This is a genomic window from Streptomyces sp. NPDC012794 (genome assembly GCF_042901085.1).
Classification (GTDB): Bacteria; Actinomycetota; Actinomycetes; order Streptomycetales; family Streptomycetaceae; genus Streptomyces.
The window spans coordinates 1-16,662 of the sequence record NZ_JBIBCI010000005.1 but is presented as its reverse complement, the minus strand read 5'-3'; the positions used below and the strand labels follow the sequence as shown (position 1 = coordinate 16,662).

Annotated in this window: 14 protein-coding genes; 10 read left to right on the top strand and 4 right to left on the bottom strand. The window is 74.3% G+C overall.

What is annotated here, in order from left to right; all coding sequences use genetic code 11:
* Nucleotides 1-13: 13 nt before the first annotated feature.
* From ACFY7H_RS10905 to ACFY7H_RS10875, 7 genes are all read left to right on the top strand, one after another.
* Complete coding sequence (locus ACFY7H_RS10905; RefSeq protein WP_388936311.1) at nt 14-1,630, top strand: ATP-binding protein; 1,617 nt, start codon at nt 14-16, stop codon at nt 1,628-1,630.
* Entirely contained in the window at nt 1,627-2,028 is a 402-nt protein-coding gene (locus tag ACFY7H_RS10900) for a roadblock/LC7 domain-containing protein (protein ID WP_136214855.1), read from the top strand. Before ACFY7H_RS10905 ends, ACFY7H_RS10900 begins: the two co-directional genes overlap by 4 nt.
* The gene (locus ACFY7H_RS10895) at nt 2,025-2,381 is read left to right on the top strand and encodes a DUF742 domain-containing protein (RefSeq protein ID WP_388936307.1); all 357 of its coding nucleotides are present in this window, start codon (nt 2,025-2,027) and stop codon (nt 2,379-2,381) included. Before ACFY7H_RS10900 ends, ACFY7H_RS10895 begins: the two co-directional genes overlap by 4 nt.
* On the top strand, nt 2,362-3,009 hold the full coding sequence (locus ACFY7H_RS10890; RefSeq protein WP_388936304.1) for an ATP/GTP-binding protein: 648 nt from the start codon (nt 2,362-2,364) through the stop codon (nt 3,007-3,009). Before ACFY7H_RS10895 ends, ACFY7H_RS10890 begins: the two co-directional genes overlap by 20 nt.
* A complete protein-coding gene (locus ACFY7H_RS10885) occupies nt 3,006-4,235 on the top strand; it encodes a cytochrome P450 (protein ID WP_388936301.1) in 1,230 nt (409 codons plus the stop codon). The genes ACFY7H_RS10890 and ACFY7H_RS10885 overlap by 4 nt, the downstream gene beginning before the upstream one ends.
* Nucleotides 4,232-5,470, top strand: a complete 1,239-nt coding sequence (locus ACFY7H_RS10880) for a cytochrome P450 (RefSeq protein ID WP_388936299.1) — start codon at nt 4,232-4,234, stop codon at nt 5,468-5,470. The genes ACFY7H_RS10885 and ACFY7H_RS10880 overlap by 4 nt, the downstream gene beginning before the upstream one ends.
* A 107-nt stretch (nt 5,471-5,577) precedes the next feature.
* On the top strand, nt 5,578-6,309 hold the full coding sequence (locus ACFY7H_RS10875; RefSeq protein ID WP_388936297.1) for a hypothetical protein: 732 nt from the start codon (nt 5,578-5,580) through the stop codon (nt 6,307-6,309).
* 657 nt (nt 6,310-6,966) lie between these two features.
* On the opposite strand, the gene ACFY7H_RS10870 is transcribed toward ACFY7H_RS10875, so the two are convergent.
* The 3 genes from ACFY7H_RS10870 to ACFY7H_RS10860 all read right to left on the bottom strand — a co-directional run bounded on the left by ACFY7H_RS10870 (nt 6,967) and on the right by ACFY7H_RS10860 (nt 9,376).
* On the bottom strand, nt 6,967-7,707 hold the full coding sequence (locus ACFY7H_RS10870; protein ID WP_388936295.1) for a zf-HC2 domain-containing protein: 741 nt from the start codon (nt 7,705-7,707) through the stop codon (nt 6,967-6,969).
* Entirely contained in the window at nt 7,704-8,306 is a 603-nt protein-coding gene (locus tag ACFY7H_RS10865; protein ID WP_388936292.1) for a sigma-70 family RNA polymerase sigma factor, read from the bottom strand. The genes ACFY7H_RS10870 and ACFY7H_RS10865 overlap by 4 nt, the downstream gene beginning before the upstream one ends.
* A gap of 83 nt (nt 8,307-8,389) precedes the next feature.
* Nucleotides 8,390-9,376, bottom strand: a complete 987-nt coding sequence (locus ACFY7H_RS10860) for a DUF1996 domain-containing protein (protein ID WP_388936290.1) — start codon at nt 9,374-9,376, stop codon at nt 8,390-8,392.
* A gap of 160 nt (nt 9,377-9,536) precedes the next feature.
* On the opposite strand from ACFY7H_RS10860, the gene ACFY7H_RS10855 reads away from it, so the two are divergent.
* From ACFY7H_RS10855 to ACFY7H_RS10845, 3 genes are all read left to right on the top strand, one after another.
* Complete coding sequence (locus ACFY7H_RS10855; RefSeq protein ID WP_388936287.1) at nt 9,537-10,271, top strand: DUF1838 family protein; 735 nt, start codon at nt 9,537-9,539, stop codon at nt 10,269-10,271.
* Nucleotides 10,272-10,666: 395 nt separating this feature from the next.
* On the top strand, nt 10,667-12,439 hold the full coding sequence (locus tag ACFY7H_RS10850) for a S8 family serine peptidase (RefSeq protein WP_388937474.1): 1,773 nt from the start codon (nt 10,667-10,669) through the stop codon (nt 12,437-12,439).
* 236 nt (nt 12,440-12,675) lie between these two features.
* Nucleotides 12,676-15,432, top strand: a complete 2,757-nt coding sequence (locus tag ACFY7H_RS10845; protein WP_388936285.1) for an AAA family ATPase — start codon at nt 12,676-12,678, stop codon at nt 15,430-15,432.
* Between the two features lie 18 nt (nt 15,433-15,450).
* On the opposite strand, the gene ACFY7H_RS10840 is transcribed toward ACFY7H_RS10845, so the two are convergent.
* Complete coding sequence (locus tag ACFY7H_RS10840; RefSeq protein ID WP_388936282.1) at nt 15,451-16,371, bottom strand: glycoside hydrolase family 19 protein; 921 nt, start codon at nt 16,369-16,371, stop codon at nt 15,451-15,453.
* Nucleotides 16,372-16,662 lie beyond the last annotated feature (291 nt).

Genomic DNA, 16,662 nt, shown 5'->3' with positions numbered 1-16,662 from the left:
GAGGCTTTGATTGATGACGGCGTCGCCCACCCCCCTCCGCCCCTCCGCGCTCGCCCTGCTGGTCACCGCAGCGGCCGCGGGCGCTCTGTCCACGGCGGCGGTGGCCGCGGCCCCGTCGGCCGTCCAAGTCCCGCTCGCCTGGTTCTCCTTCTCCGGCTCACTGCTGCTCGCCGTCGCCGCCTGCGCCGTCACCTGGTGGGCGCGCACCGCCCGGCAGCTGCGCGGCCGGCTCTCCCACCTGGCCGGCGAACTCTCCGCCCGTGACGCCCACATCGCCCGGCTGACGGCCGACGGGGCCCGCGACGCGGCGGCACGCACCGCCGAACGCACCCGGCTCACGACGGCCCACGCCGCCGAGGTGGAACACCTGACGGCGGCCCACGCCGCCGAACAGCTCCACCTCACCACCGCCCACGCCGCCGAACTCGACCGGATCAACGCCGCCCACGCCCTCGAACTGGACCGGATCACCGCCGCCCAGCTCGCCACCCGGGAGCGGCTCGGCGACGAACTGCGCCGCGCCCAGTCGGGCCGCGCCGCCGCCATGGCCGCCGCCGCCAACGCGGCCGGCCGGATGCAGGCGCTCGCCACCGGAATGCTGGCCGACCTGCGGGACATGGAGCACAGGCACGCCGACGAGGCGGTCCTCGGCGACCTGCTCCACCTCGACCACCGCACCGCCCAGGCCGGCCGCCTCGCCGACTCCATCGCCGTCCTCACCGGAGCCCGCTCCGGCCGCCGCTGGGCCAGGCCCATCGTCATGGAGTCCATCCTGCGCGGCGCCATGGGCCGCATCGGCGGCTACCAGCGGGTCCGGCTGCACTCCACCAGCGAGGCCGCCGTCGCCGGGCACGCCGCCGAGGGCGTCATGCACGCCCTCGCGGAACTCCTCGACAACGCCGCGAACTTCTCGCCGCCGACCGCCGAGGTCCACGTCTACGTGGAGGAGGTGCCGGCCGGGGTCATCATCACCGTCGAGGACAGCGGACTCGTCATGAGCGAGGTCCAGCTGCGCCGCGCCGAACAGGCCGTGTCCGCCGGCTCCCCGGACCTCGCCGGGCTCTCCGGCACCCGCCTGGGCCTCGCCGTCGTCGGCCGCCTCGCCCGCAAGCACGGGCTGACCGTCTCCTTCCGCCCCTCCGCGCGCGGCGGCACTGGCGCGCTGATGATGATCCCCGAGGAACTGATCAGCCACGCGCCGGCCGAACCCGTGCCCGCCCCGGCCCTCCTCGCGGCCCCCGAGCCCGCCGCCCTGGCGGCGCCCGTACCGGCCAGGCGCACCGAGCCCGACCCCGCCGGTTCCGAGCCGGCCCCGCGGACCGGGGCGGAACCCGCCCGCGGCACCCCCGTAGACTCCGCCGAGTCCGAAACCACCGGCCGCAACCCGGTGCTCGGCGAGAGCGGACTGCCCCAGCGGCGGCGCGGCCGGACCCTGGCCGCCGCCCAGCCCCCGACCAGGCCCGGGGCCGACGCCACGGGTGCGGCGGCCCGCACCCAGGCCGCCCCCGGCGGCGCGTCCCGGTCCGCCGCCCGCTTCGGCAGCTTCCGCCAGGCCGTACGCGGCACCGCGGCCCCGGCGCAGCAGCAGCCCACGAACCCCCCGCACCCGGAAGGCAACGACACCCCATGACCGGCTCCACCACCGACGAGACGCTCAGCTGGCTCCTGGAAGGACTCCTCGAGCGCACCCCCGGCGCCCGGCACGCCCTCGTGCTCTCCCGCGACGGCCTCAAGCTGTGCCGCACCCCCGAGCTGTCCGTCGACCAGGCCGACCAGCTCGCCGCGATCGCCGCCGGCATCCAGAGCCTGTCCCACGGGGCGTCCATCGAGTTCGGCGACGGCACCGGAGGAGTTCGCTCCGCCATGGCCGAGTTCTACGGCGGGATCCTCTTCATCGTCGAGGCCGGCGAGGGCGCGCACCTCGCGCTCGTCGCCGCCGAGGACGCCGACGCCGGCCTCGTCGGGCACAACATGTCCGAGCTGGTGGAGCAGCTGAGCGAGCATCTGATCGCCAGGCCCCGGGGATGAGCCGCGTCAGGCCGGGCCGGGACGACTCCCCGGACCGGCTCTACACCCTCACCGGCGGCCGCAGCAGCTCCGGCAGCGACGCCTTCGACCTGGTGACCCTGATCGTCGCCGAGTGCGACCCGGTCCCCGGCATCCAGTCCGAGCACGCGGCGATCCTGCGGATGTGCCGCTTCCCGACGGCCGTGGTGGAGGTGGCGGCCGAACTGGGCCTGCCCGTCTCGATCGTACGGATCCTCCTCGCCGACCTCCTCGCGGCCGGGCGGATCAGCGCGCGGCACCCGCGCCTCACGACGTACCGCCTTCCCGACCCCGACATCCTGGAGCAGGTGCTCGTTGGACTCCGCAACATCTGACCGGGCCGAACCCCGGCAGGCCCTCAGCAGCACCGCCGACAACGGCCTCAAGATCGTGATCGTGGGCGGCTTCGGCGTGGGCAAGACCACCATGGTCCGCTCGGTCAGCGAGATCCGCCCGCTGAACACCGAGGAGACGATGACCAAGGCGGGCGAGGCCGTCGACGACACCGACGGCGTGGGCGCCAAGACCGCCACCACCGTCGCCTTCGACTTCGGCCGCATCACCCTCGACGCCCACAACGTGCTCTACCTCTTCGGCGCCCCCGGCCAGGAGCGGTTCTGGTTCCTGTGGGACCGGCTCTTCTCCGGCACCCTCGGCGCGGTCGTCCTCGTCGACACCCGCCGCCTCGCGGACTCCTGGTACGCCATCGACCGCCTCGAACACCACGGCACGCCCTTCGTCGTCGCCTGCAACGACTTCGGCGGACCGGCCCACACCGCCGAGCAGATCCGCACCGCGCTCGACCTCCCGCCCGAGGTGCCCCTGCTGTTCTGCGACGCCCGCTCCCGCGCCTCCAGCAAGCAGGTGCTGATCTCCCTCGTCGAACACCTCCAGCACCGCCACAGCCACCGGCCCGACCAGCCGGCCGTCGTCCCGCACACCCTCCCGGAGCCCACCCCGTGACCACGCCCGAGCCACAGCCCGTCTACCTGGGCGGCCCCCGCTTCCAGAGGGACCCCGCCGAGCTGTACCGGGAGATGCGCCGCGACCACGGCCCCGTCGCCCCGGTCGTCCTCGACGGCGACGTCCCAGCCTGGCTGGTCCTCGGTTACCGCGAACTGCACCAGGTCACCAGTGACCCGCAGCTCTTCTCCCGCGACTCCGACCTGTGGAACCAGTGGGACCGCATCCCGGCCGACTGGCCGCTGCTCCCGATGATCGGACGCAAGCAGCCGTCCATCCTCTACACCGTCGGCGAACGCCACCGCGAGCGCGCCGCCGTCATCTCCGACGCGCTGGAATCCGTCGACCCCTTCGAACTCAGGGGCCACGCCGAGCGCTTCGCCGACGAGCTGATCGACGGGCTGTGCGGCAAGGGGCGGTGCGACATCGTCGGCGAGTACGCCATGCTCCTGCCCCTGCGCGTCCTCGCCCGCATCTACGGGTTCTCCGACGAGCAGGGCCCGGGCCTCGTCACCGCCATGAACGACATGATCAACGGCCGGGAGGGCGCCCTGGCGGGCCAGCGCCACCTCGGCGAGTCCATGTACGCGCTGCTCGCGGCGAAGGCCGCCGCCCCCGGCCCCGACGTGGCCTCCCGGATGCTGGCCAACACCGCGGGGTTCACCGTCGACGAGATCGCCCAGGACCTGATGGTGATGATGGCCGCCGGCCACCAGCCCACCGCCGACTGGATCGGCAACTCGCTGCGCCTGATGCTCACCGACGACCGCTTCGCCGCCTCCCTGGCGGGCGGCCGGCACAGCGTCGGCGAAGCCATGAACGAGGTGCTCTGGGAGGACACCCCGACCCAGAACGTCGCCGGCCGCTGGACCACCCGCGACACCCACCTCGGCGGCCGCCGCATCGGCAGCGGCGACCTGGTCCTGCTCGGCCTGGCCGCCGCCAACGCGGACCCCCACGTACGCACCGGCGCGGGCGCCCTCACCGGCGGAAACAACGCCTTCTTCTCCTTCGGCCACGGAGAGCACCGCTGCCCCTTCCCGGCGCAGGAGGTCGCCGAGGCCATCGCCCGCACCGGCATCGAGGTCCTTCTCGACCGGCTCCCGGACGTCGACCTCGCCGAGCCCGCCGCCGGACTCACCCGGCGCCCCTCGCCCTGGCTGCGCGGCCTCACCGCCCTCCCCGTGACCTACACCCCGACCCCCGCGCTTGGAGCCACCCCGTGACCTGCCCGATCGACCACACCGGCCCCGCCCCCCTCACCCTCGACCCCTTCGTGGCCGACCTCGACGCCGAGAGCGCCGCGCTGCGCGCCGCAGGCCCGCTGGCCCGCGTCGTCCTCCCCGGCGGCGTCGCCGTGTACGCCGTCACGCACCACGCCGAGGCGCGCAAGCTCCTCACCGACCCCCGGGTCGTGAAGGACATCAACGTGTGGGGGGCCTGGCAGCGCGGCGAGATCCCCCTCGACTGGCCGCTCATAGGCCTGGCCAACCCCGGCCGCTCCATGCTGACCGTCGACGGCGACGAGCACCGCCGGCTGCGTACGCTCGTGGCCCAGGCCCTGACCGCCCGCCGGGTGGAGAAGCTGCGCGCCGGCATCGAGGCCCTCACGGCCAGTTCGCTCGACCGGCTGGAGGCCCTCGCGGACGACGGGACGGTCGACCTGAAGGCGCACTTCGCCTACCCGCTGCCGATGAACGTCATCAGCGAGCTGATGGGCGTCGACGCCGCCGAACACCCGCGCCTGAAGGCGCTCTTCGAGAAGTTCTTCTCCACGCAGACCCTCCCCGAGGAGGTCCCCCAGATGATGGCGGACCTCGGCGCGCTCTTCTCCCGGATCGTGGAGTCCAAGCGGGCCAATCCCCGCGACGACCTCACCAGCGCGCTGATCGCCGCCTCCGAGGACGGCGACCGCCTCAGCACAGCGGAGATCACCAACACCCTCCAGCTGATGGTCGCCGCCGGGCACGAGACCACCATCAGCCTGATCGTCAACGCCGTCGTCGCCCTGGAGACCCACCCCGAGCAGCGGGCCCTCGTCCTCAAGGGGGAGGTCCCGTGGGAGAACGTCGTCGAGGAGACCCTGCGCTGGTCCACCCCCACCTCGCACGTCCTCATCCGGTTCGCCACCGAGGACATCGAGGTCGGCGACCGGGTCCTGCCGAAGGGCGAGGGGCTGATCGTCTCCTTCGGCGCGCTCGGCCGCGACGAGGCCCAGCACGGCGAGGACGCGGGCGAGTTCGACATCACCCGCACCCCCAACCGGCACATCGCCTTCGGCCACGGCCCCCACGTCTGCCCCGGCGCCGCCCTGTCCCGCCTGGAGGCCCTGGTGGCCCTCCCGGCGCTCTACGCCCGCTTCCCGGACCTCACGCTGGCCGTCGCCCGAGAGGAACTGCGCAACAAGCCGGTCCTCACCCAGAACGACCTGTACGACCTCCCCGTGCGGCTGCGCGGCTGAGCACACGGGCCGGAACAGGGGGGGGCTGGAGTACGGGCGGGGCACGCGCCGGAACCCGCGCCGAAAAGAAATGGTAGTCACACCAGGGCCGTTGCTAGGTTGATGACGTGCCGAAGCTGAATCAGATCATCGCAGTCGAAAAGGGCGTCAAGTCCAAGTCCCTCCAGGAGCTCACCCAGGCTCACCACGACGTGCAGAAGCCCGCCCTCCTGGCCGGCATCTCGCGTACGTACCAGCCCAAGGACGAGGAGGGCGAACAGCTGCCGCCCGAGTCCACCCGGGTCCAGGTCAAGGCGGAGGACGTGCTGCGGGCGACGGCCGGCACCCTGACCCGCCTGTTCGACGTGACGGCGACCAAGGACTGGGCGAACCGCACCGCGGCCGCCGACGTCGTCGTCGACGGCAACGTGCTGCTCGCCCAGGTCCCGGTGCCCTACCTGCTCTTCCTCGAGAAGCAGCTGACCGACCTGCACACCTTCGTGCGCAAGCTGCCCGTCCTGGACGCCTCGGAGTCCTGGAACCTGGACCCCTCCACGGACTCCTGGAAGACGGAACCGGTGCGCACGATCCGCACCAAGAAGGTGCCGCGCAACCACGTCAAGGCCGAGGCCACGGAGAAGCACCCCGCGCAGGTGGAGGTGTACTACGAGGACGTCGCGGTCGGCTACTGGACGACCGTGAAGTTCTCCGGCGCCCTCCCGGCCCGCCGGGTCAACGAACTCCTCGACCGGGTGGAACGGCTCCAGCAGGCCGTGAAGTTCGCCCGCGAGGAGGCCAACGGCGCCGAGGTCACCGACCAGCGGGTCGGGGACGCCGTATTCGGCTACCTCTTCGGGTAGCCCCACGAACGCCCCCTGTGTGACAGGGGGTGCGCGAGAGCGCAAGCTGAAACTGACGTTGAAGCTGAAACAGGGGTGTCACTGGGGGTTCGAATCCCTCCCCCGGCACACGTGCCGGGGTGGCCCAAGCCGGTAGAGGCGGCCCCTTGAATCTCAGATTATCGCTCCAGTCTCAGCATTCGCCGCCGAACACCGGATCGACCGAGCGGGGACGATCACCGACGGATGGGGGTTCAAGTCCCTCCTGCGCCTCTTCGCGGCGCGGTAGTTCAAAGGTAGAACACGTCGGCCTCAGAATGATCCCCGCTCTTAAACGGCGCCGGTGTGCGCAATTGGGTGGCACCGAGGGGCCCGGGAACTGGACATGTTCCCGGGCCCCGTCACGTTCCCGGGCCCCGTCTCCTTCCCCCGCCCCGCCGGTCCCCGGAGCCCTGTCCCGTTCGCCCCGCCGTGTACGGCGCGCCGTACGAGGACGCGAGCGCCAATGGACACCCCGTGCGCCCTCCCGGACCCCATGGGGCACGGAAATGATGAGCACGTCGCACATGAACCAGGTGATCCGCGGTCCCCGCCCCTCGGCCGGGCGGACCGGCGGCGAAAGGAGTTCACCAGGACCCGCGCGGTCGCCGCGGGTCCCCGTACCGCGCCCGGCGCGGGCTACACCGGCACGGACACGTAGGTCCGGCCCGCGTCGTTCACCACCTGGACCTCCTTGACGTCCGAGGGGTCCACGGCCGCGGAGCCGTCCAGGGCGGCGCCCTTGCCCTCGCCGTGCTCCGCCGTGCCCACGACCCAGCCGCCCGCCACGGACCGCGTACCGTCCCGGGAGACCACCACCAGCCGGCACCGCTCGCCCGCCGGCACCCCGGTCACCGCCGCGCGCAGCCGCACCCACTTGGCCGCCGGCGTCAGCTGTACGGTCATCCGCGCGCCGGTGCCCGCATCGGTCGCGGAGGCCACCCGGGTCCCCGCCACCGGCGGCGAGGGCGCCGCCGGCGCGGACGGCGACGGCGGCGGCGGGGGCGGGGGCAGCGCCCCGGCGTTCCCCGCGTCCGCGCCCACCCGGGCCCCGGCCCAGAACACCGCCGCGAGGGAGGCCGCCGCGGCCAGCCCCACCACCGCGGTCCTCCACCGCGCGGCCGCCGCCCGCTCCCCGCGCACCTGCCGCAGGGTCCGCTGGAGCATCAGGTCGCCGCCCTGCGGCGGCCCGTCCAGGAAGGCCTCCTCGGGCACCTCGCCCAGCGCCCTCTCCATCTCCCGCAACGCGGCCACCTCCTCCCGGCACCGCACGCAGTCGCCGAGGTGCTCCTCGACGCGCCGTGCGTCCTGTCCGTCCAGGACGCCGAGCACGTACGGGCCGAGCAGTTCCATGTCCTCCTCGTGCCGCTGCCGGTTCACGCCACCACCTCCCGCAGTCCGCCGGGCTGCTGGGGCGGCCGGCCGGTTCCTCTCCTGTGCCCGCCGTCGGCGGTGCCGTCCCCGAACACCTCGCGCAGCGCCTTGAGGGCGTAGTGCGAGCGCGACTTGACCGTCCCCGCGGGGATGCCGAGGCGGTCGGCGGCCTCGGCGACGCTGTGCTGGCGGTAGTACAACTCCGTCAGGACGGCCCGGTGTTCCGGCGACAGCCGGTCCAGGGCGCCGAGCACCGTCATGGCGTCCACCACCGCATCCGCGTGGTCGCCCTCCACCGGGGGAGCGGCGGCCGACCCGGAGACCTCCGGCGGCCGCGCGGCCTTGGCCCGGTACCGGTCCGTGATGATGTTCCGCGTCACGGTGAGCAGCCAGCCGCGCACCGAGCCCTTCCCGTTGACCAGGACCTCGGAATGCCTCCAGGCCCGGATCAGGGTTTCCTGGACGACGTCCTCGGCGGCGGCGCGGTCGCCGGTCAGCCGGGTGGCGTAGGCGAGCAGGGCGTTGCCGTGTTCCTCGTACACCGCCCTGATCAGCGCCTCGTCGGTCGAGCCCCGCCGAGTGCGGGGCCACAATGGTCCGGGCATTGCACCCTCCGTCCGCCTCCGTATTGCGTCGTGCGGTCGGAACACGCCCCGAAGGGCCCGCCGGTTCATGTGACCCCCGTCACTCACATCCGGCAGGTAGGGCCTTCGTTGAGGCAGCCGACGAGTTCGGCCATCCGCGCGTCGGACATCACGTCCACGAACATCGCGTGATCCGTCCTCGGGCTGTGCCGCTGCTCCGGGAAGGAGTCGAGCGCGATGGGCACCCCGGGCGGCACCGCGTAGGCCAGCGACAGCCGCAGCTCGGGCACCGGGAACGTGCCCTGCGGGCAGACGCCCCGCGCGGAGGGGAACGCGAGGTGCGAGCGGTGGTCGGCGGCAGCCGTGTCCAGCCCGTTCCAGCAGCTGGGGAAGACGAGCGTACGGGTCACCAGCTGCCCGGCCGGGCAGCGCGGGTAGCTGGTGGTGGAGCGGCCGGGGGAGTGCGAACAGCCCCAGCGGGCCCGGACGTCGGCCCCGCTCCCGGCCGTGGCCGCCACGGCGTCCCCGGTGACGGCCCGCAGGAAGCGGGGCATCGGCACCACCTTGCCCACGGGGCTGCCCCGGAACTCCACCCGCACCGAGGCCTCGGCGAGGATCTCGCCCGCGTTGCCGTGCCCGGCCGCCCGCTCGTGGGGCCGGCCGCCCGGCCGGTCGGTGCGCCGCAGGACGGGCCAGTAGTACGTGGAACGGTCGCCGCCGGCGCAGCTCGTGCCGGCGGCGGCCAGCGAGGCGTCGGTGGACAGGGCGTCCGTGGACAGATTGCCCACGTACGCGTGGGTGTGGTGGGCACCCGCCCGCAGACCCGGCGACACCACCACGTTGTCCTGGTTCCAGTGCCCTTGTTCGTTGCGCCCGCACTCCACCGTCACCGTCCCCGTGGAGGCGTCGGGCCCGGCCGGGGGCGGGGCGGGCCCGGGCGGGACGTCGCCGATGTCCACACGGTCGCCGGACGCGGGGACGGCGGGCCGCGGCGCCGCGGCGGTCCGGGCTGCCCCCAGTACGGCCGCGGCCAGCCCGGCACCGAGCAGGAGGCACACGAGCAGCGCCAGCAGGCGGTTTCCGTTCCCCATGACGGTCACGGTCGCCGGTGGCGCGCCGGGCCGTCAACCGGGCATCCGTACGAGGCGGTCCCCGCGTTTTCGTAGGTGCCGCGGGGGTGCGCGGACGGGGGGCGAGGTTGGCCCGTCCGGTGCTTGTCCGGCCGCGGGCCCGGCCGCGAGAGTTCTCCGTATGACACCGGAAGAGCTCCTGCACGCCTTCGCCCGCACCCGTGCCTCCCTCGACGGCGAGGAGACGGTCTTCTGGTGGACCGGCGACATCCACTCCTGGGCGCCCGGTGAGCCCTACCGCCGCCTCTTCGGCTTCGAGGGCCTCAACGCCGCCCGGCTGGAGGCCGACGAAGAGGGCGGGGGCTACCGGATGCTCTCCCGCGAGGCCGCCTTCTACCTCGACCCCGCGACCCGGGAGATCCTCGACACCTGGCAGGGCAAGCCCGTCGTCCACGTCTGGAACGATCCGGCCAACCAGCGGTTGCGGCCCTTCCCCGTCCCGCGCACCGAACTGGGCGACCAGGTCTGCTTCAGCCTGGAGATCCCCCTCGCCTACCCCTCCCCGCTGCCGGTCGCCGACTACCCGCTGAACTCGGCCGACGACACCTACCGGGCCCTGGAGCTCTTCCAGTTCTTCACCTCCGCGGCCGCCCTCGCCGGTGACGCCCCGAGCGTCCCCGCCACCATGTCGTGGACCCGGATGTCCCCCTGGCTGCCCTGGATGGAGCAGGGGCAGCGGCCCGGCGGACTCACCTTCCACTGCCGGGGCGTCAAGCTCGGCTCGTACACCGAGGTGCCCGAGCGCACCCGCGCGTACATCGCCGCCCACCACCCGGAATTCGCCCGCGCCCCGGAGAAGTGGGCCGGACCCAACGAGTCGAGCTGGACCTACTTCCGCCGGCTCAACCCGCGCTGACCTGCCTCCCCCCCCCGCCAACCCCCGGAGGGAGAGGGGCCCCACAGGGTGCGGACAAGGGTTTTCCCCGTATCGGGTTCACCCCCGCGTTGCCTACTGTCTGCCCACCGGCGATCTTCCGGCCCCCGGGCGGACCCCGCACCAACCCCACATGGTGTGAAACGACCGAGGACGCGCTGATCGCCGGGTACGCCGTTGCCCTGCCCCGCCGTCGCGGCCGGGCGACGTGGCGCGCGGCGGCGGCCGGGGCGGGATCGACCAGCCCGCCCAGGCCCCGCTCCGCCTGTTCCACCTCCCACACTGCACCCACCGGCCGCTCCGGCCTGCCCGGATCCGGCCCGTAAAAGGGGAACAACGTGCACGCACCCAGACGCCGGCTCATATCCGTCGTGGCCATGTCCGTCACCCTGCTCGCCGGCTCCGCCACGGCCGCGGTGGCCGTGACCCCCGCGAACGACCCGGCCTCCACCCTGCCGGCCGCCGCGGCCCCCACCGCCCCCGCCGCCGCCCCGGTCGAGAACCTGATCGTCGGCTACAAGTCCTCGGCCTCCGAGGCCAGCTCGAACGACGCGGCCGCGAACGACGCCGCCGCCAAGGGCAAGAAGGCCGGCAAGAAGGCCACGTTCGACCGCCGTCTGGGCACCGGAGCGGCCCTCGTCAACCTCGGCGGTGCGACCACCCCCGCCGACGCCGCCGCCCTGATGGACCAGTTCCGCGCCGACCCGGACGTCGCCTACGTCGAGCCGGACTCCCGCGCCTACGCGATGGCCACGCCGAACGACACCGAGTACGCCAAGCAGTGGGACCTCTTCGAGCCCACCGCCGGCATGAACGTGCCCGCCGCCTGGGACAAGACCACCGGTTCCGGCGTCACCGTCGCCGTGCTCGACACCGGTTACGTGGCCCACTCCGACCTCGCCGCCAACGTGGTCGCCGGCTACGACTTCATCAGCAGCTCCACCGCCGCCCGCGACGGCAACGGCCGCGACAGCAACCCGGCCGACCAGGGCGACTGGAGCGCGGCCGGCGAGTGCGGCACCGGCTCCAGGGCCAGCGACTCCTCCTGGCACGGCACCCACGTCGCCGGCACCATCGGCGCGGCGACCAACAACTCCAAGGGTGTCGCCGGCATCGCGTACAACGCCAAGATCCAGCCCGTCCGCGTGCTCGGCAAGTGCGGCGGCGCCACCTCGGACATCGTCGACGCCATCACCTGGGCCTCCGGCGGCACCGTCGCGGGCGTCCCGGCGAACGCCACCCCCGCCAAGGTCATCAACATGAGCCTCGGCGGCTCCGGCGCCTGCACCGCGAGCTACCAGAACGCCATCAACGCGGCCGTCGCCCGCGGCACCACCGTCGTGGTCGCCGCCGGCAACAGCAACGCCGACGCGGCCGGCTTCTCGCCCGCCAGCTGCAACAACGTGATCAACGTCGCCGCCAGCAACCGCACCGGCGACCGCTCCTTCTACTCCAACTACGGCGCGATCATCGACGTCGCCGCCCCGGGCGGTGAGACCCGCCGCGCCACCGACACGCCCGGCACCGTCACCACCCCCGAGAACGGCATCCTCTCCACGCTGAACGCCGGCACCACCACCCCCGGCGCCGAGATCTACAAGCCGTTCCAGGGCACCAGCATGGCCGCCCCGCACGTCGCGGGCCTCGCCGCCCTCCTCGTCGCGGCCAAGCCCTCGCTGACCCCGGCGCAGATCGAGTCGGCGATCAAGACCAACGCCCGCCCGCTGGCCGGCACCTGCACCGGCGGCTGCGGCACCGGCCTCGCCGACGCCACCGCGACCGTCAACGCCGTGACCTCGACCCAGCCCACCCCGGCCTTCGAGAACACCGCGGACTTCGCCATCGGCGACAACGCCACGGTCGAGAGCCCGATCACCGTCTCCGGCGTGACCGGCAACGCCCCGGCCACCCTCAAGGTCGGCGTGAACATCACGCACACCTACACCGGTGACCTGAAGGTCGACCTGGTCGCCCCCGACGGCACCGTCTACACCCTGCACAACCGGGCCGGCGGCAGCGCGGACAACATCAACCAGACCTACACCGTCAACGCCTCCTCCGAGGTCGCGAACGGCACCTGGAAGCTGCGCGTCAACGACAACGCGGGCGGCGACACCGGCAAGATCGACTCCTGGAGCCTCGGCTTCTGACCCGGTTCGCACCGGTCCCGGCGGAGCCCCCCAACTCCGTTCTGACGGGCCGATAGTACGGACCAATCCTGTGCGCTGGCCTGCCGGTACCTCCCGTACCGGCAGGCCGGCGGCGCTTTCCTGTCACCTGACTGAATTCTGCGTCACAATCCGGGTCCGTCGGGGGGCTGACCTCGTATTGTCGCGTCTCACAGGAAGGGCACAGGAGCAGGGGCGCGAAAGGCTGGTGGCTGTGCGTGGCGGCGACGGGGAACGCTGACACCAACGTCGGACACGGCGCACTCATCGAGGCGGTCGACCGGGCGCTGGCCACGCACGGCCGCGCCGTCCTCACGGGAGTCGCCGGTTCGGGAAAGACCGAGGTGGCGCGCGCCGTCGCGGCCGCCGCCGCCCGGCGGCGCGAAACCGTCCTGCGCCTCGCCCCCGAGGCCGTCGACCGGGAGATACCCGAGGCCTCGGCCGCGGCCCTCCTCGCCTCCGTACCCCGCACCGCCCTGGACCGCCTCGCCGGACCGCAGCGCACGGCCGTCGCCCTCCTCCGCCGCGAGGCCGACGCCCCCCGCGCGGGCCGCGACCACGTCGCCCTGCGCCTGGCCGTCGTCGAAGTGCTCCGCACCCTCGCCGCGTCCGGGCCCGTCCTGCTCGTCCTCGACAACGCCCAGTGGCTCGACCCCGAGAGCACCGACCTGCTCCGCTTCGTCCTGCGCCTCACCCCGCCGCGCGTACGGGTCCTCGCCGCCGAATGCGTCCGGGACTCACCCGTCGCCGAATCCCTCTGCGGCCCCGGCACCCCCGTCGTCCACGTCCCCGCCCTCGGCGCCGACGAGGTCGCCGAGCTGCTGCTGCGCCACGGCCTGCCTGCCCGCCTCGCCGGCCGCATCCACCAGGCCAGCGGCGGCAACCCCCGCCTCGCCCTGGCACTGGGCCACTCCCTCGCCGAAGCCGCCGCCGGACAGGGCGGCGGCGCCCACCACGCCGACACCCTGCCCGTCACCGGCCAGGCCCGCGACGTCGCCCGCAGGCTCCTCGCCGCCGCCCCCGGCAGGGCCCGCCCGACCCTGCTCCTCGCCGCGCTCGCCGCCCGCCCCACCACCGCCCTGCTGCGCCGGGCCGGACGCCCCGACGCCGAGGCGGAACTCGCGCAGGCCGAACGGGCCGCGCTGGTCACCGTCGGCGAGGACGGCACCGTCGCCTTCACCGCCGGCGCCCTGCCGACCGCCCTGGCCGCCGACGCCGGCTGGCCCGAGCGGGCCGCCGGGCACGCCGCGCTCGCCGCCGCCGTGGACGACCCCGTCCAGGCCGTACGCCACCGCGCGCTCGCCGTCGACACCCCCGACGCGGACCTCGCCGCCGAGATCACCCGGGCCGCCGACGCCTGCCGCCGCCGGGGCCAGCGGGCCCTGGCCGCCGAACTCGGCCTGCTCGCCGCCGAACGCACCCCCGCCGCCTTCCCGCACGAGGAACTCGCCCGCCTCGTCGGCGCCGCCGAGGACGCCGGCTGGGCCGGCCGCGCCGACCTGGCCCGCCGCGCCACCCGCGCCGTGCTCGCCCGCGACGCCTCGCCCGCCCAGCGGGTGCGGGCCCGGCTCGCGGTGATCGACGCCGCCGGCCAGGCCCTGGCCGACCTCGACGAGACCATCGCCCACGCCGTGGCCGACGCCGCCGGAGACCCCTCCCTCCAGGCCGCCGTCCAGCTGCGGATCGCCTGGAAGCACAACATCGGCGACGGCGACCCGGTCCGCGCCCGCGACGCCGCGGCCGAGGCCGGAGCGCTCGCGAAGGCCGGGGGAGACCAGGTCGCCGAAGCCATGGCCCTGACCGTCCGCGCACGGATGGGCCGCATCCTCGGCGACCCCGACGCCGAGGACATCCTGGCCGAGGCCCTCGCCCTGCCCGCCCCCGAGGTCCCCCTCGGCATGCGCAACGCCCCGCAGTTCCTCGCCGTCCGCCACGCCCTCTTCGACGACCGGCTTGCCGACGCCCACCGCCAGCTCCTCGTCCTGCTGCCCGCCGTCCAGCGCACCGGCTCCGCCGAGGACGTCTTCGAGGTGCTGCGCAGCATGACCGAGGCCGAACTGCGCCGGGGTCACTGCGCCCGGGGCGCGGCCCACGCCCGCCGCGCCCTGGAGCTCACCATCGAAGCGGGCCTCTCACCCGGCCCGGCCTGGTACGTGGCCGCCACCGCCGAGGCCGCCGGCGGCAGCTTCGCCCGCGCCGCCGCCTATGCCCGCCGGGGCATCCGGGCCTCCGAGGAGGAGGGTGACCAGGTGTTCCTCTCCCGGGGGCTGTACGCGCTCGGCTCGGTGGAACTGGCCACCGGGGACGCCGCGAAGGCCGTGGCCACCCTGCGCCGGGTCGCCGCCCTGGAGGAGGCCCAGCAGGTGGTGGACCCCTCCATCCTGCGCTGGCACGGGGAGCTCGCCGAGGCGCTGGTCGCCGCCGACGCCCCGCACGAGGCCGTCGTACTGCTGGACCGGGTCACGCCCGTCGCCCGCTCCCTCGGCCGGACCACCGTGCTCGCGGCGCTGGACCGGGCCCGCGGCCTGTGCCTGTCCGCGCAGGGCGAGCCGGAGCGGGCGGTCGCCCTGCTGGAGGCGACCGCCGAACGGTTCGGCGCCCTCGGACTGCCCCTCGAACACGGCCGTACGCTGCTCGCGCTGGCCCGCGTGGAGCGCCGGCGCCGCCGCCGCGCCCCGGCCCGGGACGCGCTGCGGGCCGCGGCCGAGCTGTTCGAGGCCGCCGGAGCCGCGCCCTGGCTGGAACTCGCCCGGGAGAACGCGCCCGAGAGCTGCGGTCCGCACCCCGGGGTGGAGGCCCTGACCGAGGCGGAGGCCCGGCTCGCGCTCCTCGTCGCCGGGGGTGCCAGCAACCAGGAGGCGGCGGCGAAGCTCTTCCTGAGCGTCAAGACCGTGGAGTCCCGGCTCACCCGGATCTACCAGAAACTGGACGTCCGCTCCCGCGCCCAGCTCGCCACGGCGCTGCGCGGCCAGTGAGCCGGCCCCCGCCCGCCGTCAGCAGCTCAGGTTGTTCCCCGGGGTGACGCCCAGCAGCTGCGTGAAGCTCTGGTACTTGCCGACCCGGCTCTGCACCTGCGCCGGGTTCCCGCCGTTGCACTCCAGGGCCCCGTTGATGGAGCGGATCGTCTCGCCGAAGCCCGCGCCGTTGACCATGGCGGCGTGCGCGGTCATCGTGCCGGGGCCGTTCTGGGTGTTCCAGTACCAGAGCGCCGTCTTCATCGCGACGGCCGGGTCCCGCTCCACCAGGTAGGGGTCGGCGAGGAGGTTGATGCCGAGGGCGTCGCCCGCCGCCTTGTAGTTGAAGTTCCAGCTGAGCTGGATGGGGCCGCGGCCGTAGTACGCGGCCTGGCCGGCGGGGCAGCCGTAGGGCTGGGAGGCGTCGCAGTAGTGCGGGTAGTTGGCGGTGTTCTGCTCCACTATGTGCACCAGCCCGCCGGTCTCGTGCGAGACGTTCGCGAGGAAGGCGGCCGCCTCGCGCCGCTTGACGGTGTCGTCGCCGGTGCCGGCGAACCCGGGGTAGGCGGAGAGCGCCGCCACCAGGCCGTTGTAGGTGTAGAAGGGGTTCCGGTCCGGGAACATCTGGTTGAACTGGGCCTCGCTGACCACGAAGCCGGACGGGTTGCCGGTGCCCGGGTCGGGTTCCTGGCCCCCGCCGCCGCAGGCGCCCTGGTCCGACCAGACGCCCCACTGGCCGGTGGTGCCGGGTGTCTCGCCCTGCGTCCACCACTTGGCCTGCCAGTTGTGGCCGCCGTACGAGGCGCTCGTACCGCCCGTGTAGACGGCGGAGGAGCTCCAGGCGCCGGCGCAGGCGGGCGCCGCGGCGGCGGGGGAGGCGGGCAGGGCGACGGTCAGGCCGAAGGTCACGGCGGCGGCCGCGGCGAGGGAGAGGGCGCGGCGGCGTAGCGTGCGTATCACGTAACTGCTCCTGGAGTGGGGGGAATTGTCGCCGTCATGTGGGGGCGGCGACTACCGCCACTGAACCGAAAGTGGTCTGGACCTGTCAAGGTCTAGACCAGAGTCGTTACGTGGGGCCGGACGTGCCGGAGCGGGGGGGGGGGGGGGGGGGGGCGGCCCCCCCGGGGGGGGGGGGGGGGGGGGGGGGGGGGGGGGGGGCGGGTCGTCGGTTCTTCGAGCCGAGCGGACGTCCGGGGCCGGGGCGGGTTGGTTTTGGTGCACTGGCTGGCGTGCTGGTCTTCGCGCGGAGGT